Origin of the sequence: Micromonospora sp. B006, assembly GCF_003408515.1 — a bacterium.
Taxonomy (GTDB): Bacteria; Actinomycetota; Actinomycetes; order Mycobacteriales; family Micromonosporaceae; genus Micromonospora; species Micromonospora echinospora_A.
On record NZ_CP030865.1, the window covers coordinates 2,078,749 to 2,097,969 of the forward strand.

22 protein-coding genes, 1 tRNA gene and 1 pseudogene are annotated in these 19,221 nt (G+C 70.3%); 14 read left to right on the top strand and 10 right to left on the bottom strand.

The annotated features are described in order from the left end of the window. Window positions 1-46: 46 nt before the first annotated feature. The 4 genes from MicB006_RS09955 (at window position 47) to MicB006_RS09970 (ending at window position 2,322) form a co-directional block, all read left to right on the top strand. Entirely contained in the window at window positions 47-661 is a 615-nt protein-coding gene (locus MicB006_RS09955; protein ID WP_043327831.1) for a hypothetical protein, read from the top strand. Beyond that, window positions 658-1,179, top strand: coding sequence for a hypothetical protein (locus MicB006_RS09960; protein WP_116505435.1), 522 nt, complete (start codon window positions 658-660; stop codon window positions 1,177-1,179). The genes MicB006_RS09955 and MicB006_RS09960 overlap by 4 nt, the downstream gene beginning before the upstream one ends. 83 nt (window positions 1,180-1,262) lie before the next feature. Further along, entirely contained in the window at window positions 1,263-1,775 is a 513-nt protein-coding gene (locus MicB006_RS09965) for a SigE family RNA polymerase sigma factor (RefSeq protein WP_116505437.1), read from the top strand. Then, the gene (locus tag MicB006_RS09970) at window positions 1,756-2,322 is read left to right on the top strand and encodes a DUF4362 domain-containing protein (RefSeq protein WP_116505439.1); all 567 of its coding nucleotides are present in this window, start codon (window positions 1,756-1,758) and stop codon (window positions 2,320-2,322) included. Before MicB006_RS09965 ends, MicB006_RS09970 begins: the two co-directional genes overlap by 20 nt. 42 nt (window positions 2,323-2,364) lie before the next feature. On the opposite strand, the gene MicB006_RS09975 is transcribed toward MicB006_RS09970, so the two are convergent. Further along, complete coding sequence (locus MicB006_RS09975) at window positions 2,365-3,393, bottom strand: hypothetical protein (RefSeq protein WP_161565916.1); 1,029 nt, start codon at window positions 3,391-3,393, stop codon at window positions 2,365-2,367. A gap of 371 nt (window positions 3,394-3,764) precedes the next feature. Here MicB006_RS09975 and MicB006_RS09980 point away from each other — a divergent pair, with 371 nt between their 5' ends. Together MicB006_RS09980 and MicB006_RS09985 are read left to right on the top strand one after the other, a co-directional pair. Further along, window positions 3,765-4,292, top strand: coding sequence for a permease-like cell division protein FtsX (locus tag MicB006_RS09980; RefSeq protein WP_152037830.1), 528 nt, complete (start codon window positions 3,765-3,767; stop codon window positions 4,290-4,292). Then, window positions 4,289-4,873, top strand: coding sequence for a SigE family RNA polymerase sigma factor (locus MicB006_RS09985; protein WP_225980688.1), 585 nt, complete (start codon window positions 4,289-4,291; stop codon window positions 4,871-4,873). The genes MicB006_RS09980 and MicB006_RS09985 overlap by 4 nt, the downstream gene beginning before the upstream one ends. Before the next feature lie 291 nt (window positions 4,874-5,164). On the opposite strand, the gene MicB006_RS09990 is transcribed toward MicB006_RS09985, so the two are convergent. Then, the gene (locus MicB006_RS09990; RefSeq protein WP_152037831.1) at window positions 5,165-5,698 is read right to left on the bottom strand and encodes a hypothetical protein; all 534 of its coding nucleotides are present in this window, start codon (window positions 5,696-5,698) and stop codon (window positions 5,165-5,167) included. Window positions 5,699-6,095: 397 nt separating this feature from the next. On the opposite strand from MicB006_RS09990, the gene MicB006_RS09995 reads away from it, so the two are divergent. Continuing rightward, window positions 6,096-6,995 carry a hypothetical protein gene (locus MicB006_RS09995; RefSeq protein WP_116505447.1) on the top strand — a complete coding sequence of 300 codons (900 nt, stop codon included), beginning with the start codon at window positions 6,096-6,098 and terminating at the stop codon, window positions 6,993-6,995. Window positions 6,996-7,816: 821 nt separating this feature from the next. On the opposite strand, the pseudogene MicB006_RS32285 reads toward MicB006_RS09995, so the two are convergent. Further along, a pseudogene (locus tag MicB006_RS32285) lies at window positions 7,817-8,359 on the bottom strand (HAD family hydrolase); the annotation flags it as partial. Between MicB006_RS32285 and MicB006_RS10010 the strand changes: the two are divergent. Beyond that, window positions 8,351-8,728, top strand: coding sequence for a tyrosine-type recombinase/integrase (locus MicB006_RS10010; protein WP_370013473.1), 378 nt, complete (start codon window positions 8,351-8,353; stop codon window positions 8,726-8,728). The pseudogene MicB006_RS32285 and the gene MicB006_RS10010 overlap by 9 nt on opposite strands. A 75-nt stretch (window positions 8,729-8,803) precedes the next feature. Here MicB006_RS10010 and MicB006_RS10015 read toward each other — a convergent pair. Then, window positions 8,804-8,890, bottom strand: a tRNA-Ser gene (locus MicB006_RS10015). A 75-nt stretch (window positions 8,891-8,965) separates the two neighbouring features. On the opposite strand from MicB006_RS10015, the gene deoD reads away from it, so the two are divergent. The 3 genes from deoD to MicB006_RS10030 all read left to right on the top strand — a co-directional run bounded on the left by deoD (window position 8,966) and on the right by MicB006_RS10030 (window position 10,893). Beyond that, a complete protein-coding gene (gene deoD / locus MicB006_RS10020) occupies window positions 8,966-9,673 on the top strand; it encodes a purine-nucleoside phosphorylase (RefSeq protein ID WP_047891806.1) in 708 nt (235 codons plus the stop codon). A gap of 117 nt (window positions 9,674-9,790) precedes the next feature. After that, window positions 9,791-10,426: a TetR/AcrR family transcriptional regulator gene (locus MicB006_RS10025; protein WP_116505449.1), complete on the top strand. Its 636-nt coding sequence runs from the start codon at window positions 9,791-9,793 to the stop codon at window positions 10,424-10,426. Then, window positions 10,426-10,893, top strand: coding sequence for a thioesterase family protein (locus MicB006_RS10030; protein ID WP_116505451.1), 468 nt, complete (start codon window positions 10,426-10,428; stop codon window positions 10,891-10,893). The genes MicB006_RS10025 and MicB006_RS10030 overlap by 1 nt, the downstream gene beginning before the upstream one ends. A 12-nt stretch (window positions 10,894-10,905) precedes the next feature. On the opposite strand, the gene MicB006_RS10035 is transcribed toward MicB006_RS10030, so the two are convergent. The 4 genes from MicB006_RS10035 to MicB006_RS10045 all read right to left on the bottom strand — a co-directional run bounded on the left by MicB006_RS10035 (window position 10,906) and on the right by MicB006_RS10045 (window position 12,813). Next, complete coding sequence (locus tag MicB006_RS10035) at window positions 10,906-11,379, bottom strand: nucleoside deaminase (protein ID WP_370013474.1); 474 nt, start codon at window positions 11,377-11,379, stop codon at window positions 10,906-10,908. A 148-nt stretch (window positions 11,380-11,527) separates the two neighbouring features. Next, entirely contained in the window at window positions 11,528-12,052 is a 525-nt protein-coding gene (locus tag MicB006_RS10040; RefSeq protein ID WP_073829304.1) for a tRNA adenosine deaminase-associated protein, read from the bottom strand. A gap of 121 nt (window positions 12,053-12,173) precedes the next feature. Continuing rightward, window positions 12,174-12,344 (bottom strand): hypothetical protein, encoded by a 171-nt coding sequence (locus MicB006_RS31980; RefSeq protein ID WP_166457820.1) that lies wholly within the window; start codon window positions 12,342-12,344, stop codon window positions 12,174-12,176. Between the two features lie 73 nt (window positions 12,345-12,417). Next, window positions 12,418-12,813, bottom strand: a complete 396-nt coding sequence (locus MicB006_RS10045; RefSeq protein ID WP_192900222.1) for a hypothetical protein — start codon at window positions 12,811-12,813, stop codon at window positions 12,418-12,420. A gap of 110 nt (window positions 12,814-12,923) precedes the next feature. Here MicB006_RS10045 and MicB006_RS10050 point away from each other — a divergent pair, with 110 nt between their 5' ends. Both MicB006_RS10050 and MicB006_RS10055 read left to right on the top strand, forming a co-directional pair. Then, a complete protein-coding gene (locus tag MicB006_RS10050; RefSeq protein ID WP_116505455.1) occupies window positions 12,924-13,667 on the top strand; it encodes a M23 family metallopeptidase in 744 nt (247 codons plus the stop codon). 57 nt (window positions 13,668-13,724) lie between these two features. Further along, complete coding sequence (locus MicB006_RS10055) at window positions 13,725-14,795, top strand: PHP domain-containing protein (protein WP_116505457.1); 1,071 nt, start codon at window positions 13,725-13,727, stop codon at window positions 14,793-14,795. A gap of 3 nt (window positions 14,796-14,798) precedes the next feature. Here MicB006_RS10055 and MicB006_RS10060 read toward each other — a convergent pair whose 3' ends face one another. After that, a complete protein-coding gene (locus MicB006_RS10060; RefSeq protein WP_192900223.1) occupies window positions 14,799-15,773 on the bottom strand; it encodes a DMT family transporter in 975 nt (324 codons plus the stop codon). 72 nt (window positions 15,774-15,845) lie between these two features. On the opposite strand from MicB006_RS10060, the gene MicB006_RS10065 reads away from it, so the two are divergent. Further along, window positions 15,846-17,516: a DUF885 domain-containing protein gene (locus MicB006_RS10065; RefSeq protein WP_116505459.1), complete on the top strand. Its 1,671-nt coding sequence runs from the start codon at window positions 15,846-15,848 to the stop codon at window positions 17,514-17,516. Window positions 17,517-17,562: 46 nt separating this feature from the next. Here MicB006_RS10065 and MicB006_RS10070 read toward each other — a convergent pair whose 3' ends face one another. Beyond that, the gene (locus MicB006_RS10070) at window positions 17,563-19,158 is read right to left on the bottom strand and encodes a DUF6114 domain-containing protein (protein WP_116511310.1); all 1,596 of its coding nucleotides are present in this window, start codon (window positions 19,156-19,158) and stop codon (window positions 17,563-17,565) included. Window positions 19,159-19,221: the final 63 nt, after the last annotated feature.

The following is a 19,221-nucleotide window of genomic DNA, read 5'->3' on the forward strand; positions in this document are numbered from 1 at the left end:
TCGTACACATGTTCCATCCACAGCCTGTGGACGCCGAGAGGACCGGATGAGTTACCAGCTCAGCGCCGTGGTCGCCGACGTCGAGCTGCTTCGCGAGCAGACCGCCGACCTGGACCACGCGGTGCTCGCCGCACTCCGTCAGGACTTCGCGCTGCTGCCGGTGACCCCGCAACTGGTGCAGGAGCTGACCGGCGGGCTGCCGGACTTCGCCACCGACGAGCCGCGCGCCGAGCGTCCGTTCCGGCTGGTGCTCTCACCGCCACTGGCGGAGGTGCTGGCCCGCTGGTCGACCAGCGGCCCGGTCGCGTACCTGGAGGCGGAGTTCGCGGGCGGGCTGGGCCACCAGTCGGCGGTGGTGTGGCTGGGGGGCGAGGTGAGCTGGGGCCCGCGGTACGACGCCGCGCTGGACCGGCCGCGTACCGAGTGGCCGATCAACACGGCGCTGGCCAGGCTGGGCGCGGAGCCGGGCGCGTGGATCGACCCGTTCGCCGAGCTGGGCCTGCACCTGGAGCGCGACACCGACGGCTGGCTGACGCACGGCCGACGCGGGCTGTCCGCCGACTACTGGGACGAGCTGGCCGAGGAGTGGGAACTTCGCCAATCCGGTCAGCACCAGCAACCTCATCGCCCCGGTCCCGTTGGTGACTGGGGGATTGCATGAAATTACGACAATTCGGCTTTATCGCCGCACTGCTTACTGCCGCGTCCGTGGCGGGCAGCGGCGTTCATCCACAGTGGCCGGCCCGGCCCGTCGGCGCCACCCAGGTGGTCAGCCTGGAGGGCCTGCGCGACGCGGAGTTCGGCGCCACCGAGGCGGACCTGACCCGCCGCGGCGTGCTGCGCGCCGACGAGGAAGCATGCGGCCACGCGCTCGTCGGGCACGGGGCGGTCAGCCCGATCTTCGTCGACGACCGGCTCGTCCTGCTCTGGCTGGACGACCCGATGAGCACACCCGAGGGCATCAGCGCCGGCACACCGATCGGCGAGGTCCGCGCCGCGTACCCCGGCGCCACCGACCTGCCGGCGCCGCCCGGCAGTCACCGCTTCGCCGGGCTGCTCGCCCGCGACGGCGACCGCGCGTACCTCTTCCTGCACGACGGCGTCACCGTCCGCGAGATCATCGCCGGGTACGCGGACTGGGCCCGCCGCCTCTTCGACGAGGGCTACGGCCCCTGCTGACATTCGGCTCGACCACCTGGCTGTAACCGGTGGCCCCCTGGCGGTGTGTGTATGTGTGACGGCCAGGGAGAGGGACGATGCGGATGGGCACGAGCGACGACTTCGACGCCTTCTACGCGGCGACCTCGGCCCGGGTCCTGCACCAGGTCTACGCGGTCTGCGGCGATCTCGGCGAGGCCCAGGACGTCGTGCAGGAGGCGTACGCCCGCGCCTGGACCCGCTGGTCGTCGCTGTCGAGTTACGACTCGCCCGAAGCCTGGGTACGGACGGTCGCGTGGCGGCTGGCCGCCAACCGGTGGCGCAGCGTCCGGCGCTGGCTCACCGCCCGGGCGAGACTCGGCCCGCCGCCCGAAGCTCCGGAGCCGTCGCCGGACCGGGTCGCGGTGCTGGCGGCGCTGCGACGGCTGCCGGAGTCGCAGCGGCGGGTGGTGGTCCTGCACTACCTCTCCGACCTGCCGATCAGCGAGATCGCCGAGACCACCGGAATGCCCGCCGGCACCGTCAAGGTCTACCTGTCCCGCGCGCGAACGGCGCTCGCCCCGCTGCTCGACGCCGACGACGAGCGGAAGGATTCCGATGTCAGCACGCATCCGTGAGGCCATCGCAGCGCTGGAGGACGACACCGCCGCCCTGAACCTGGCGCCGCCCGAGCGTGTCCGCGCCCGCGGCGAGCGCCTGCGCCGACGACGGACGGCAGGTGGCGTGGCGCTCGTCGCGGTCCTGACCGTCGCGACAGTGTCATCCGGCGTGGCCGCGACGAACAACGGAGGTACGGACGCCCCGTCCCCCGTCGGCGCGGGAGCCACAGCGAACTGCGGCGATCACATGCTCGGGGTCATGGACCCCATACCGGAAGCCGCGATCACCTGCTTCCTCGACGCGGTCGAGGCGCACCGCCCCGCCCGCCTCGCCGTAACCTCGGCGACGGACGAAGGCGGCCCGATCCCGACCCTCTACGTCGTCGGCGGAGACGGCACGGTGGAGGTGACCAGCGACTTCCGCCAGGACACGGTGGAGGTGACCGACTTCCGCCAGGGCAGATTCGGCGGCGGGCAGGGTCTCGTGCTGAAGAGGTGCACCGGCCCCGAGGTCACCAACGGGAGGATCATGTTCCGGCAGTGCTCGTCGCCGGTACCGCGCTGACCACGCCCCGGCAGCGAGAACGCCCGGCCGAGCTGACAGCGGTCAGTACTTCCGCAACGGCTCGGCCGGCCCGGCGCCCGGCACGCTCGCGGGCAGTGCCGGTTGCAGGGCCTCCAGCGCCCGGCTGACGCCCAGGCCGACGAGGATCGCCAGCGCGAAGACGACCGTCGACAGCCACCGGGGGCCGTCCGCGACGAGGATGGTCATCTGCACCAGGCACAGCAGGGTGACCCCCAGCACGGTGCCCGCGAAGCCGCCCCGCCCGCCGGCCACGCTCACGCCGCCGAGCAGGACGGCGCCGGCCACCAACGTCAGCTGGCCGATGTCGGCCGATGGGATTGCGGCGCCGATCCGGCCGGCTAGCAGGACTCCGGCCGCGCCCGCGATCAGGCTGGAACCGCCCAGGCCGATGACCGCGCCCAGCAGCCGTGCACCGAACGGCGACGGCGGCTCCCCGGCGACGACCCGGTTGCCGCTCAGCGCCCGCCGCACCGCCGGGATCGACCACACCACCGCGCCGCCGATCGACAGCATGAGAAACAGCACCAGCCACCCGGCCCCGGCACCGTCGGACCGGATCCAACCTTCGCTCGCGAGCCGCCGCGGACCGCCGCTGCCGGTGGTGGCGAGCAGAATGCCCTGCGTCAGGGCCAGCCCGCCCAGCGACACCGCCCACCCGGGCGCCTGCAGCAGCCCGGCGATCAGGCCCATCCCGAGACCGAAGAGCGCCGCGGCGGCGATCGCCGCGACCGCCGCGACGAGGACCGGGGCGCCGGCGTCGAGCACCTCCGCGTACGTCAGGCCGGCGAGTGCCGCGACGGCGACGACCGCGAGGTTGGGCGTGGCGGTGCGCAGCGACAGCGCGAAGGCGGTCGCCAACAGGCCGGCGGAGGCAATGTTGAACACCAGCGGCGACAGCCGCGACCCGTCCTGGGAGGACCACACCACCGCGGCGACCACGGTCAGCGCCAGCAGCACCGCCTCCCAGATCAGGTGCGGCCGAAAGGAGCCACCGGAACGGGACGTGACCGGTCCGGCGGGTGCCAACGGTTGTTCAGGCGTGAAAACCACAGCGATTCCTCCCCTGTGCGGACGCTGACACTAACCCGCAGGACACCGCAGATACACGAGCCCGGATACCTAGGGGCCGAGTACTCAGCTCCGCCCGGACGCCCGCCGCAGCAGCCAGGCGCTCACCAACCCGCCGGCCACGATCGCCGGGTACGCGGACTGGGCCCACCGCCTCTTCGACGAGGGCTACGGCCCCTGCTGACCCGGCCGCCGGAGCTCCGGTGTGACCGATACGGCGACTCGACCGGTCCCTAAGAGAGGACGCCGTCGGACACCAGGAGCGAGTTGTGGACCAGAAACTGCATGTGCTCTTCGAGCGGGCACTCGGGGTGGAACCCACACCCCCGGCCGGAAACCTGGCCCAGGAGGCCATGGCCGGGGGCGCCGCGCTGCGACGCAGACGCCGGCTGGTCACCGGAGGCGCGGGGGCCTGTCTCGTCACGATCGCCGCCGTCCTGGTCGCCCTGAACCTGACGCCGGCATCGAGGGAACCGGTGCCGCCGGTGGTGGCGGCCGGCGCGCTGATGCCCTCCGCCGACCCAACCTGTGAGCGGCAATGGGGTGACGAGCCGGTCGACATCCGCGTCTTCCTGCAACATGACATCACTGATCAGCAGCGACTCGAACTACGCGACGCGCTCCGGTCGGCTCCGCTCGTGCGGAGCGTGACGTTCCAGAGCCGGGACGAGGCGTACGCCAGATTCAAGGAGATGTACCGGAACAGCCCGGATCTGGTCCACGCGGTCAAACCGGAGCAGATGCCTGAGTCCTTCCAGGTCGCACTGACGAGGGCGAAGGACTACTCAGAACTCGTGGCGAACTTCCACGACCGTGACGGCGTCGATCAGATCCTGGGCGGTCCGTGCCCGGCGCGCTCGGACTCCGGGGAGGGTGAGTGACCAGCGGGCAGATCGACGTACGCGCAACGCCGTCCGCCGAACGCCCGGCCGGACCGCTGGCCCGGTGGAGCGCGGCCCGTAGCCGTGAGCGCAGCACCCGGGACGAGGACTTCAGCGCGTTCGTCGCGGCGACCGCGCCCCGGCTGAGACGCACCGCTTACCTCATGTGCCGGGACTGGCACCTCGCCCAGGACCTGACCCAGATCACGTTCACCCGGATGTACGCCTCGTGGACCCGGATCCGGCACGCCGCGAACCTCGACGCGTACAGCCGCCGGGTGCTCATGAACGCCGTCTTCGACCAGCGGAGCCGGCGCAGCGGCACCGAGGTGGTCTGCGCCGACCTCCCCGAGCGGCCGGAACCGGCGGCGACGACGGACCTGCACGTCGCGTTGATGACCGCGCTGGCGACGCTGCCGATTCGGGACCAGGCGATCGTGGTGCTGCGGCACTGGGAGGACCAGAGCGTCGCCACCGTCGCCAAGATCCTGCGCATCTCCGTGTCGGCGGTGAAGATGCGGGATGCCCGGGCGTTGAGCCGGATCCGCGCGTTGCTCGGCGAGGACTTCGCCGGGAGTTGACCCGGAACGCGGAACGCCCGGTGCGATCCTCGCGGATCGACCGGGCGTTCTCGCTGTTCACGAGCGGTGGCGGAGGGATTTGAACCCTCGGAGGGCGTAAACCCTCACACGCTTTCGAGGTCTGCGACCAGCCGTCCACCGCCGTTCGGCAACCGATCTCCACCAGGCGTTGCGTTGATCGACGGCCGTTTGGAACGTCGCTGTACCGCCACGACTGAGACCGGCACCTCCCCTGCTGTCGCACCCTTCGTCCAACCTGGAGGCGGCACGTCGAACGCTGAGACGGTCTGCCTACAAGCCCGGACAAAGTCCCGCACCGCGCACGCGCTCCACATACGATCTTCCATAATTTGCCTGATTTGAAATAAATTGCGAGCAGGCCAAGGAGCCAGGGGTAAAGAAGTCGCCGACAGTGGTGCTCCACGCCGCAAAACTCTCGTCTTCCGTCACGACATTGAGAGCTGGGTATTGGTCGATCGGATATCCAGAGAGAATGTAGTCGTAAAAGTCGATGAAGAAGTTTGCTAACTGGTAGGCCCGGTGCGTCTCCATCGACTCGGGATTCTTCGCGATCGCGGCCTTGAGCTTGACTGCTTCTGGATCGTTGGCCGGCGCTCTAATCTGCCGGAACAGCAACGGGTTCTCCAACACCACCTGACCAGCGTCCAAGGTCCGACTAAACACCTCCTGCCGCGCCGATTGGTCCAAATCTTCCCTGAGAGCTTCCGTCTGTTTCGTCATCTGACTCGTCTGCACCACGAGCAAGATCACGCCAACCACTGCGGCCACGAGGCTGGCTACCTCAAGAGCGGGCTTGATCGACATGAGCAACGCCGTTACTCGTTGCCAACTCGTGGGGGGGCGGATCATCGACCTCGTTCGACATGGCCATAGCCTAGAATCCTTGCAACGGTGAGGGAATGCCTCAACGCATTTGCCTCAACGCACTTGCCTCAACGCACTTGCCTTAACAGCCGTCCTGGACGTACTCAACGAGACGAGGCTGAAGGGCTGCCAGGATCGATGGTTCACTCCGTTCGCCCAGCCTACGGCGTGTAGCCCCGAACACTCAGCGTCGGCAAGCCGACAATTGGGCCAAGCAAATATACCCATAGGGGGCAAAGCCTGTAATTCATCAGTTTGGGGTCGCCCTCTGAACTTGACAGGAGACAACCAAAAAGCGAATGTGATTAGGGCGAAAAGCGAGACGCCAGGGGGACGAGTGGCAATACAGAAGCGCAAGAAGCTGGTTTCATTCTTCGAGGTGAGAGATGAGTATGGGGACCCGCTAACCGAGGTAGTTGACTGGCAGGATGTTCTTGCCGAGGTAGCTAGCGCACCTCTGAGCCGTCGGGAAAAGACGATTAAGCAGGTAATCCACTGGGCGCAGGTCTACACGTACGATGACGCGTACCATCTCGTTTTTGCTCGGGCGCGGGATGAGGCGGTGTCATCGCTAGACAGAGTGACTGGGGAAATCCTCGACACTGAGGCCGACACCAACAAGCCGTGGGTTGAGGTTTCGGTAGCGAGCTTCCTTCCGGGAACCAACCGGTTTGGCTTCGTCCTCGGAACCGGCGCATCCCCCAGATCCTCAACTCTTGCAGCCTGGCTGAATCACTTCGGCGCCTTCGAGGAGCAGATTTCTGTCGGGCCAGTCTTGAGCAAGGACGTGGTCGGCAAGATTAACGGTGCTGCAGAGGCAAGTCTCGTGAGGGCGAAGTTCGATTCTGATAGCGCCGCAACGTCGGACGGATCCTCTCTCTTTGGAGCCAGACAGGTGCTGCAAGAGGGTTTCGGGGATGTGGAAGTAGAGCTGGTAATCAAGGTGAAAGGAAGGATCAATGCTCGCCGGGAGGATGAGCGTCGCCGGGTCGCCTCGGCCGCCAAGCATCTTATCGGCAAGGACTTCAAGCACGCTGTCGCGCAGATCGTTAATTATGACGATGAGGGGAACGCCCATAGGGAGGATGTGAACTTCCTCAATAATCGAATTACTAAGCGGAAGTATATAGATGTAACCGACGAAGAGGGCAGGTCGGTTCGAATCAAGTCGGCTGTCCAAGCGATCAATCAGGCGGCAGACGCGCTTAAGTCCGAATTGTACGATCTCGACCGTTGACGGCTCTGTCGTACCTTGCAACTACGCTGCACCTAGACAGAGAGGCGGTGACGCGTGGCTGCGGAGATTCGGGTCGAAGCAAATTGGCGGCAAATCTTCTGGACTATGATCCGCCACCCGGCTGGATTTTGGTCCGATCATCCTAGCGTCGACCTCGCCCTGTGCGCCTTACTGATAGGGGCGCATGCCACCCTCGTCTACCATTTTGGGCACGGCAACGTCTTGCACTGGGCGGATCAGGGGCAGCGACTGGCTGTCTATTCGGCGGGAGCGGGCACCATGGCTCTCATTGCTGGCTTCGCGGGTACTGCGATAGCCACGTATGGGAGTTCGTCGGGGCCGACCGTCACGGAGTTACGCGCCAGGTTCGGCCGAAGGATTCGGAAGAATTGCCGCAGCCTTATGCGTTATCTTCTTGCTTCAGCAGTACTGTGCATCGTGGCAATGGCCGTTGACGCTAAAGCAACGCCCCGTGGTTCTGAATGGATCTTCGAAGTTGCATTAGCGATCGCTGTTTTCAAATTCTGGCGTCTCTCCTTCCTATTCGACCTAATCTTGTCAGTGGTTGACGCGCCTGCTGAGAATCCTCCGCCCAGACGGGGTCTTACGAGGCGTCGCCACCATAGTGCAGAAACTGACGAAATTACACCCGAGTACCAACCCAACTAGCGCTGCTTACGTTGGCCCTAATCTGCTCTAACTGTCATCGCATGATTCGCCGCGCGCGGCCATGGCTGACGGTTGAAGCGCTGAGGGAACTTGTTGTATCGCGGCGTCATGCCCCGGTACGCCCCATAGCCGAGGCATGACCGGATCCGGCTTCAGGCGCTTGGCCGCTCGATCAACATCGTCGCCAGCTCGCTCATGCTGTCGATTACTGCATCTGCCCCCGCAGCCCGGAACGCGTGGACTTGGACAGCCGGTTGGCATACCCGACAACCCGAACCCCTGCTTCCTGTGCCCCCTGTAGGTCTTGCAGGATCGGTTCGGGGTTTGGCTTCATTCGGGCCGGCTGGGCATATGCCCGCCCGGCTACTGGCGATACATGCCCGACGAGCCGGTGCGCTTCCAGGTAAGCGCTGACCGCCCCGGCCGAATTGTTGCTAACCACCGCCACGGGTAGCCCGGCCTGCCGCGCTACCACAATGACTTCCTGGCCGCAGGGCGTAGGCTTGGCAGTTTCGACGGCTCGGCGCTCGGCCGCGCAGAGGGCATCCTCCCACCACCCGCGTGACGTCCTGGTCGCCGATCGCTCCGATGCAGCGAAGCACCTCAAGCGGGTCCGGCTCACTTGCCAGGTCCGACGGCACGTCAAACCTGCGCCGCCGCGGCACGTTGACCAGCTCGGCGGCAACCTGCGGCGCCCAGCGGATCGAGCGCCTGGAGCCCGAGCACCTGGAGCGCTTTTACCGCCGGATGCAAGTGACTGGCTGTTCGCCACCGCCGACCGGCGGCCCGGTCACCCACGCACCGATTACGACGAGTGGAAGCGACTGCTCCGGTACGCCGGGCTACGCGATGGCCGGTTGCACGACGCCCGGCATACCGCCGCTACCGTGCTGCTGATCCTCGGGGTGGCCAAGCGGGCGGTTATGGGCATCATGGGTTGGTCGAGCTCGGCGATGGCGGCCCGGTATCAACACCTCGCCGCCCAGCTCCGTCCGGACATCGCCCAGCGCGTCGGTGGACTGCTCTGGGAGACCCCAACGGAGAAGCCGAAGTCGGCCTCCTGAGTAGGAACTGAGACCAGAAGCGGAACGCCCGGTGCGATCCTCGCGGATCGACCGGGCGTTCTCGCTGTTCACGAGCGGTGGCGGAGGGATTTGAACCCTCGGAGGGCGTAAACCCTCACACGCTTTCGAGGCGTGCTCCTTAGGCCGCTCGGACACGCCACCGCCGACGAGGGTACAGGACCGCCGGCTTGGACGCCGAACCGGTATCCCTCGGCCCGGCCTGGCAGGATCTTTGCCATGAGTACGCACATCGGCGCTGAGCCGGGAGAGATCGCCGAGCGGGTCCTGATGCCGGGCGACCCGCTGCGGGCCAAGTGGATCGCGGAGACCTACCTGGAGGGGGCCCGCTGCTACACGACGGTGCGCGGCATGCTGGGCTTCACCGGGAAGTGGAACGGTGTCGACGTGTCCGTCCAGGGCTCCGGCATGGGCATGCCGTCCGCATCGATCTACGCCCACGAGCTGGTGAACGAGTACGGCGTGAAGTCGCTGATCCGGGTCGGTTCCTGCGGGGCCCTGACCGAGGATCTGCAGCTGCGGGACGTGGTGGCGGCGATCGGCTCGTCCACCGACTCGAACATGAACCGGATGCGCTTCGACGGGCTGATCGACTACGCCCCGGTGGCCGACTTCGGGCTGCTGCGTACCTCGGTCGAGGTGGCCGAGCGGCGCGGCATCAGCATGCGGGTGGGGCCGATCCTGGCGGCGGACGCCTTCTACACGGACCGGCCGGACCTGTACGACAGGCTCGCCGACTACGGCGTGCTGGCGGTGGAGATGGAGTCGGCGGCGCTCTACACGATCGCGGCGCGCTTCAAGGCTCGCGCGCTGACCATCCTGACCGTCAGCGACCACATCAAGACCGGCGAGAAGACCACGTCGCAGGAGCGTGAGCAGACGTTCGGCCAGATGGTCGAGATCGCGCTGGACACCATCATCGCCTGACCCTGATCGATCGATCCTCGACCGCCCCGTCGCCGCAAGGTGGCGGGGCGGTCGGCGTTACACGGGTCACAAAAATAAATACGACCGGTCGTGCTTATTTCCCGCTACGCTGCCCGCATGACCTCCGACGGCCGCGTCGCCCGCGGCGACCGCACCCGCACCGCGGTGCTGGACACCGCCGTGGCGTTGGCCACCGAGGTCGGCCTGCACGGCCTCTCCCTGGCGCAGCTCGCCGACCGGCTGGAGGTGAGCAAGTCCGGCCTCTTCGCGCACTGGCGCTCCAAGGAGGCGCTGCAACTCGCCACCGTGGACCGGGCCGTGGCGCAGTGGCAGGAGCGCATCCTCGCGCCCGCCCTGGAGGCTCCCCGGGGCGTACGCCGGCTGCGCGCGCTGCACGAGGCCCGGATCGACTTCTACGCCGCGCGGGTACTGCCCGGCGGCTGCTTCTTCGCGAACACCGAGTTCGAGTACAACGCCCGCCCCGGCCCGGTCCGGGACCGGCTCGGCGAGGCGTTCGCCCGCTGGACCGCGCTCCTCGAACGCCTCGTCCAGGAGGCCGTCGACCTCGGCGAACTCCCCGCCGACCTGGACGTGCCGCTGCTGGCGTACGAGATCGACGCGCTGGGGATCAGCGCGGCGATGCGGTCCCGGCTGCTCGACCCGGACGCCACCTACCGGCATGCCCGCCAGGGCCTGCTGAACCGGCTGCGGGCGCTCTGCCCGGATCCGACCCTGCTACCGGAAGGCCAGTGATGAGCCACACCACAGTCGAGCGGCAGGCCGCCGAGTTCGGGCACGTCGCGCACGTGCCGGTGCACTTCGACGACCTCGACGCCATGGGCCTGCTGCACAACGCCAGGTACGCGGTGCTGCTGGAGCGCGCCCTCACGCCCTACTGGGCCGAGCGCGGCGTCGTCTTCCGCGGCGACGTGCACGCCGCCCCCGACGTGTTCCACGCGGTCCGCGAGTTCACCATCACCTACCAGGCGCCGGTCACCGGCGTCGGCACGGTGGCCGTGCACTTCTGGCTGGAGCACTTCGGCACCAGCAGTGCCCAGTACGCCTTCGAGTTCCGTTCGGTGGACGGCGCCACCGTGCACGCCACCGGCACACGGTCGATCGTCCGGCTGGACCCGGCCACGCTGCGCCCGACCGCCTGGACCGAGGTCGGCCGCGCGATCGCCGCGACGCTGCTGCGCCCCACGCCGGCGAGCGCCTGAGCCAGGAACTCGTCAGCGGAAGAACGCGCGCAGCAGCGCCGCGCTCTCGCGTTCCAGCACGCCGCCGTACACCTCGGGGCGGTGCGTGACGCGGCGGTCGCGCAGCACGTCCCAGAGCGACCCGACCGCGCCGGTCTTCGGTTCCCAGGCGCCGAACACCACTGTCGAGACGCGGGCCAGCGCGATCGCCCCGGCGCACATGGTGCACGGCTCCAGCGTGACCACGAGCGTGCAGTCGTCCAGCCGCCACCGGCCCAGCCGGTGCGCGGCCCGGCGCAGCGCCAGCACCTCGGCGTGCGCGGTCGGGTCGCCGGTCAACTCCCGCTCGTTGCGCCCGATCGCCAGTTCGGCGCCGTCGGGGCCGTAGAGCACCGCGCCGACCGGCACGTCGTCGGCGCCCCGGTCCGGGGTCGGGCCGTCCGGGCCGGTCGCCGCGACCTCCAGGGCACGGCGCATCCAGAGTTCGTGCCGCTGCCGGCGGCCCACCGCGCCCGGGTCGGCGAGCGCCTCGTCCGCGCCGGGGCCGACGCGCGCGGCCCGGCCGGGAGTGGGCTGCCCCGGGCGTACGGTCTCCAGCGCCGGATCGGTCGCGTCGGCGGGTTCGGCGGCGCCGGGCGTCCGGGACTCCCCGGGCTCAGACCTCACGCAACTCCTCGACCTCGTCCACGCAGCCGAGCACCTGGCAGACCTCGGCGGTGACGTCGGCCGGCATGGAACCCTCGTGCGCGCAGAGCGCGAGCAGCTTCTGCGCCGGGATGCCCAGGTCGGCCAGCAGGTCCGCGTCACCCACCGGATCGGCCTCCGGGTCCACTGCGGGCTGCTCGGTCTCCTCGTCCCCGCCGGACTCGCGCGGCTCGTCGACCTCCTCCAGCCCGGTCACCGACGTCTTCAGGTCGCCGACCAGCAGCGCGCCCAGGCGGGACTCCTCCGCGTACGCCGAGTCGGAGCCGAAGACCCGCAGGTCCTCCCCCTCGTCCAGGCGGAGGACGACCAGGTACGTGTCGTCCGCCTCGACGAACAGCAGCGACAGGTCGGCGTCCGGCTCGACGTCACGCAGCCGGTCCGCCACCTCCTCGATGTCGGTGACGCCCCGCAGGCTCACCTCGCCCGCGGTCCAGTCGCCGTCGACGCGCGCAACGGCAGCAGCGAAGTACGACACGGTCCCCCCAATTTGGCCTCGGCAGCACGCCGACAGGTCACGCGTGCACGTTAACCGGTCGGGTCGGCGGGCGACCGGTCAACGCCCCGTAAGGGCCGGCCGTTCTGGAAGAGAAAGCCGGTCAGCCGACGACGCGCCGACGGGTGGCGATCAGTTGGCGCAGCCGTTCGGTACGCGCGCGCTGTGGTCGCTGGCGCTGCTGCACCGCGCGTGCACCGGCCAACTCGGCGAGGAGTTGCAGGCGACGGCGGCTCCGTTCCGGGTCGAGCCGCGGCGGTGTGGTCCAGGCCATACCGCCGAGCGTGGACCGTCACCGCGCGTACGTCAAGGTGGCCTTCGCTACGCAGCGAAACCGGCACCCATGGTCACCAGAGCGGCCAGTCGCCGCTCTGCGCCCACCGCGTCGCGACGATCGCGGCAGCGATGCTCCAACCACCGGCGGTGACGATCGCGACGCCGGTGGCGACCCCCCGGTCACCGTGGCGGACCAGCACCGCCGCCGCCACCCAGGCCAGGCCGCCGGCCAGCAGCGTCCACCAGGCGTAACCTGCGACGCTGCGGCCGAGCAGCCCGAACAGCAGCAACCAGGCGAACGCGACGAGCGCGCCGACCGCGACCCCGGCGCCGGTGATCGGGTACGGCTCGCGGTAGCTGGGCCGGATCGGCGCGTGGGACGGGAAGAGTCCCGAGGGCGTACGCGGCGGAGGCGGGAACGCCCCCGGACCGGCCCCCTCGGGTCCGCCGTGCCAGCCGTACGTCACCGCCGCCCCCTTCCCCCGAACCATCCACGTCGACGTCACGCACCGTGACCGGTGGGTGTGACGCGGTCGCGGCGTTCGTCCCTACGGTAGTGGTCTGTCAGGATGACCGGATGCGCTCGCCATCGATCGGACGCCGGACGCGGCAGGCGTACCCGGTCCTGCTGCTCGTCGCGGCGCTCGCCGCCGGGGGGTGTGGCGCCTCCACCGGACGCGCCGACAGGTGGCAGGAACCCAGTCCGGTGGCGACCGGCGCGCAGCCCGCCGACCCGTCCCCGCCGGCGGCCTCCTCGTCCGCCGCGCCGTCGCCGCCCCGCACGGACGTGAAGCGCGTCTTCCCGGTGCGGGCCGGCAACGTCGACTACCACCCGACGCACGGCGGCTACCCGGGCACCGACGTGTTCGCCGACTGCGGCGAGCCGGTGGTGGCGGTCACCGACGGCGTGGTGCTGGAGGTGAGCCGGGTCGACCGGTTCGACAAGCGCGGGCCGCTGGGCCCGAACAACGGCGGGCTGTCCGTCTCGCTGCTCGGCGACGACGGGGTCCGCTACTACGGCTCGCACCTGAGCGCGATCGCGGCCGGCATCGACCCGGGGGTACGGGTCCGGGCCGGGCAGCAGCTCGGCAAGGTCGGCCGTACCGGCAACGCCAACAACGTCTGTCACCTGCACTTCGGACTCTCCCCGAAGTGCACCGGCGCCGACGACTGGTGGATCCGCCGGGGCGTGGTCTGGCCGGCGCCCTACCTGAACTCGTGGCGCAAGGGCGGCAACCGCTCGCCGGTCGCCGAGGTCACCGCCTGGCAGCGCAAGCACGGCTGCCCGGCGTCGCCGGGCCGGTCCACCCGCAGCGGCTGAGCCGACTCGCGGTGGCGGGGCCACCCGGCGGGCGGCTGATGCGCGTAGGTTCCAGACATGAGTGCCCGGGATCCCATCGCCGATCTGCGCCGGATCGCGTTCCTGCTGGAACGGGCGAACGAGGCCACCTACCGGGTCCGGGCGTTCCGGTCGGCCGCCAAGACGCTCGGCGCGCTGCCCGCCGCCGAGGTGGCCGAACGGGCCCGCACCGGCAAGCTGACCGAGCTGTCCGGCGTCGGTGACGTCACCGCCCGCTGCGTGGCCGAGTCGCTGGCCGGCGAGGAGCCGGTCTACCTGCGCCGGCTCCTGGCCACCGAGGGCACCGACCTGGACGAGGCGGCGGCGAAGCTGCGGGCCGCGCTGCGCGGCGACTGCCACACCCACTCGGACTGGTCCGACGGCGGCTCACCGATCGAGGAGATGGCGCTGGCGGCGGTCGAGCTGGGCCACGAGTACCTCGTGCTCACCGACCACTCGCCCCGGCTGACTGTGGCCCGGGGCCTGACCGCGGAGCGGCTGCGCAGGCAGCTCGACCACGTCGCCGCCGTGAACGAGGCGCTGCCCAAGGGCTTCCGCATCCTCACCGGCATCGAGGTGGACATCCTCGCCGACGGCTCGCTGGACCAGGACGAGGACCTGCTGGCCCGCCTCGACGTGGTGGTCGGGTCGGTGCACAGCGGCCTGAACGACGACCGCGCGAAGATGACCCGCCGGATGCTGGCCGCGATCGCCAACCCGCACCTGGACATCCTCGGGCACTGCACCGGGCGGATGGTCTCCTCCCGGCCTGCCGGCGTGACCGGGCCGGGTGACAAGGGGCACCGCGCGCGTACCCGCAAGGAGAGCGAGTTCGACGCGGACGCCGTGTTCGCCGCGTGCGCCGAGCACGACGTGGCCGTCGAGATCAACTCCCGGCCGGAACGGCAGGACCCGCCGAAGCGGCTGATCCGGCTCGCGCTGGAGGCCGGGTGCCGGTTCGCCATCGACACCGACGCGCACGCCCCCGGCCAGCTCGACTGGCAACGGTTCGGCTGCGAGCGCGCGGCGCTGTGCGGGGTGCCGGCGAAGCGGGTGGTGAACACCTGGACGGCCGACCGCCTGGTGAAGTGGACGGCCGGCCGGAGCTGAGGGTCAGCCCTGGGTGGCCGGTTCGGCGGTGCGGGCGGCCGGTGCGACCGGCTCCGGACGGCTGCGGCGCCGGCCGAACAGGCCCTGCGCGACCGCCACGCCGGCCAGCACCACGAGCGCGCCCACCGGCTGGTGCCAGTTCATCCGCTCGCCGAGCACCACCGCGCCGACGAGCACCGCGAACACCGGGACCAGGTACGTCACGGTGGACGCCGTGCTCGCCCCGGCCAGCCGGATGTTGCGCATGTTGATGACGAAGGCGAGCCCGGTGCCGAGCGCGCCGAGCGCCAGCACGCTCGCGATCACGCGCGGGGAGAGGACGGCCGGCGACGGCGGCGTCCCGACGAACGGCGCGACCAGCGCGAGCTGCGCGGTCGCCACCAGCAGCTGGGCCGCCGACAGCGACAGTCCGGAGTACGCGCTGCCCGCGACGAACTTCTTCTGGTACGGAATGGCGAGCCCGTAGCAGGCCGCCGCGCCGAAGCACATGAGCTGGCCGACGAAGTGGGCGCCGCCCACGCCCTCCCAGACACCGAGCACCACGAGCACACCGGCGAAGCCCAGCCCCAGCCCGACCGCCCGCCGCGCGGTCAGCCGCTCGGTGCGGAACACCAGCACCGCCAGCGGCAGCACGATCAGCGGCGTGGTGGCGTTCCAGATGCCGGCGAGCATCGACTCGACCCGCTGCTCGCCGTAGCCGAACAGCGTGAACGGCACCGCGACGCCGAACGCGGCCACCACGAGCATGTGCCCCCAGACCCGGGGGTCGCGGGGCAGCCGGTCGCGCAGCACTGCGAGCACCACGAGCAGCGTGACCGCGCCGGTGGCCACCCGGTAGAGAGTGAGGTGCACGGGGTGCAGCTCGGCCACGCCGACCTTGATGAACAAGAAGCTCGAACCCCAGATGGCGGCAAGCGCGACAAACCCCGGCAGCCAGCTCCGCAGCGGCGCACGGTCAGGAGTGAAATCGACTGTCACCCCTGACACTCTGCCCCAGGGGTACGACGATGTCGTGCGGAATTCGGCTGCGCGGTCACGTAGGGTCCCCTCGTGGGACGAATCGATGACCTCGCCAACCGGTACGTGGCCGAGTGGGCTCCGCTGAGCCCGACCGGGGCCACCTACGTCGGCATCGCCGGCTACGACGACCAGCTCGACGACCTGTCGCCCGACGGCTACGCGGCCCGCGCCGAACTGGCCCGGCGCACGCTCGGCGAACTCGACGTGACCGAGCCGGCGACCGAGGCGGAGCGGACCGCCAAGGAGGCCATGCAGGAACGCCTCGGCCTGGAGCTGGCCCGGTACGAGGCCGGCGAGACCGGCAGCGAGGTCAACGTCATCGCCAGCGGGCTGCACGAGATCCGGATGGTCTTCGACCTCATGCCGACCGACGGCGAGGAGGCGAAGGCCAACGTGGCCGCGCGGCTCAACCGCTTCGCGTCGGCGCTCGACGGCTACAAGCGCACGCTGCGCGAGGCCGCCGCCGCGGGACGGGTCAGCTCGCAGGTGCAGCTCGTCGAGGTCGCCAAGCAGTGCGACGTCTGGGTCGACCCGGAGGGCGACAACTTCTTCCACGGCATGGTCGAGCGTCTCGACGCCGACGGCGCGCTCGGCGCGGAGCTGCGCAAGGGCGCGGCCGCCGCGACCGCCGCCACCGCCGAGTTCGGGCAGTTCCTGCGCACCGAACTGGCGCCGGCCGGGCGGGAGAAGCAGGCCGCCGGGCGGGAGCGCTACGAACTGGCCTCGCAGTACTTCCTCGGCGCGAAGGTCGATCTGGACGAGACGTACGCCTGGGGTTTCGCGGAGCTGGCCCGACTGGAGGCCGACATGCGGACGGTGTCCGCGCGCATCGCCGGTCCCGGCGCCTCGATCGACGACGCGGTACGCACGCTCGACGCCGACCCGGCACGGACGGTACGCGGCAAGGAGGCGTTCCGGGACTGGATGCAGGCGCTCGCCGACCAGGCGGTCAGCGACCTGGACGGCACTCACTTCGACATTCCCGAGCAGGCACGCCGGATCGAGTGCTGCCTCGCGCCGACGAGCGACGGCGCCATCTACTACACCGGCCCGAGCGAGGACTTCTCCCGTCCGGGGCGGATGTGGTGGGCGGTGCCGCAGGGCATCACCGACTTCTCCACCTGGCGGGAGGTGACCACCGTCTACCACGAGGGCGTGCCGGGTCACCACCTCCAGGTCGCCCAGACCGCCGTCCGGGCCGACCTGCTCAACCGCTGGCAGCGGCTGCTGTGCTGGGTCTCCGGGCACGGCGAGGGCTGGGCGCTCTACTCCGAGCGGCTGATGGACGAGCTGGGCTACCTCGCCGACCCCGGTGACCGGCTCGGCATGCTCGACGGGCAGGCGCTGCGCGCGGCGCGGGTCATCGTGGACATCGGCATGCACCTGGAGCTGGAGATCCCGAAGGACAACCCGTTCGGCTTCCACCCGGGCGAGCGGTGGACGCCGGAGCTGGGCTGGGAGTTCATGCGGGCGCACTGCCGGGTGCCGGACGAGAACCTGCGTTTCGAGCTGAACCGCTACCTGGGCTGGCCCGGGCAGGCCCCGTCGTACAAGGTGGGCGAGCGGATCTGGTTGCAGGCCCGGGAGGAGGCGAAGGCGCGCAAGGGCGCCGACTTCGACCTCAAGGAGTTCCACCGCCAGGCGCTCGACCTGGGCTCGCTGGGGCTGGACCCGCTGCGCAAGGCGCTGGCCCGGCTCTGAGCCGGTTTCCGGGTGCCGGCGGTGCGTACCGCCGGCACCCGTCCGGTCAGGCGCCGAGCGTCAGCCGCAGCGTCGGGCGGCCGGTGAGCGTGTTGCTGGTGACGTATGCCAGGTCGATGACCGGGTCGGTGAACGTCACAGGGATGGGCAGCGTGACCGGCAGGCCGTCCGGGAAGGGCAGGTCCGGCGTCAGCGTCAGCTTGATGCCGGCGAGCTTGCCGACGAACCGGGTGCAGTAGAACGCGACGTCGTCGCGGACGGTGAGACGGTCGGTCGCGTACCGCTGGGTGCGGCCGCGGGGGCCGTCGGCGACCAGCAGGAAGTCGTCGGTCACGGCTTCCTTCATGCTGAACTTCAGCACCTTGAGCACGCCCTGCTCGGTCCGCAGGTCGGTGATCCCCTCGAACCGCAGCCCGGTCATGGTCACCTTGGAGCCGGTGAGCTTCGACGGCTGCTGGGCCACCTTCGGCAGGCTCGGGTCGGCGGCGATACGCGGCAGCGGCTTGCCCGGTTCCACCTTTCCGGGCTTCGCCGGTTCCTCCTTGCCCGGCTTGCCCGGCGCCGGGCAGTCGGTCGATCCGGGGCGGGTGGTCGGCTTGCTCGTCGGGGCGGCCGACCCGTCTGCGGTCGGTGTGGGCGAGGGCGTCGCGCTCTTGCCGCTGCCGCCTCGGAACAGGTCGCCGATCCCGTCGAAGAAGTCGGTGATGATGTTCCCCTCCCGCGTCGGGCTCGCGCTCGGCGACGGGGTGGGCTTCGCGGAGGGTGCGCTCGACGGCGTGGCGGGCTTCGACGGGCACGCGCTCGCGGCGGGCTTACTCGGGGCGGCCTGCACCGCCCGCGGCTGTACGGCGAGGCCGGCGGTCGCCAGGCCGAGCACCACCAGGACGATGCCGAAGGCGCGCGGGTCCGCCGAACGGCCCGCCCACTCCGGCGGGCCGCCGTCGGATCCGGCCGGCTGCCCGTTCACCGACTGCCGAGGGACCGGCCGCTCCCCGCCCGGCCGCTCGGCAGTCGGCTGCTCGACGGCCGGCCGTACGGCGGCCGGCACCTCGACTGTCGGCCGTTCCCCGGCCGGCTGCTCGTCGGCGGGTTCCGTGCCGTCCGGCCGGCCGGTGAGCAACTGGTCGACGCCGACCTGCTCGCCGCCGACCGAGCCGTCGCCGTCGCGCTGGTCGGCGTCCCGCGAGTCCACCGTGGTGTCGCGCTCGTCGTCCGCCTCGGTGTCGCGCTCGTCGGCGGCGGGACCGGCCGGAGGGGTCGGCACCCAGGCGAAGGCGAGCGCGCTGCCGACGATGCCCAGCAGCAGGCCGAGGAAGAAGCCGCCGAGGTTGAGCCCGATCAGCGAGTAGACGGTCGTGACCGCCGCGACGATCGAGTAGAACAGCCGCTGCGCCGGACTGAGCCAGAGCAGCACCCCGCAGGTCACGAGGATGGCCGGGATCAGCAGCGAGAGCAGGCCGGTGGCGCCGCTGCTGAAGCTCAGGCCGTTGAGGGTCAGCCGGGTGGAGGCGAGCATCTCCACCCCGGCCAGGATGATGAACAGGCCACCCCAGAACGGCCGACGCCGCTGCCAGCGGCGGAAGGTCCGCCACGTCCGGGCCGCGGTGCCGAGCCGGGCGTGGGACGGTTCGACGGTTGTCACGTACTCCTCCTGGCGGAGCGGGGGCGGGGACGGTGGGGCGGGCCCGCGGTGGTCGACCACCGC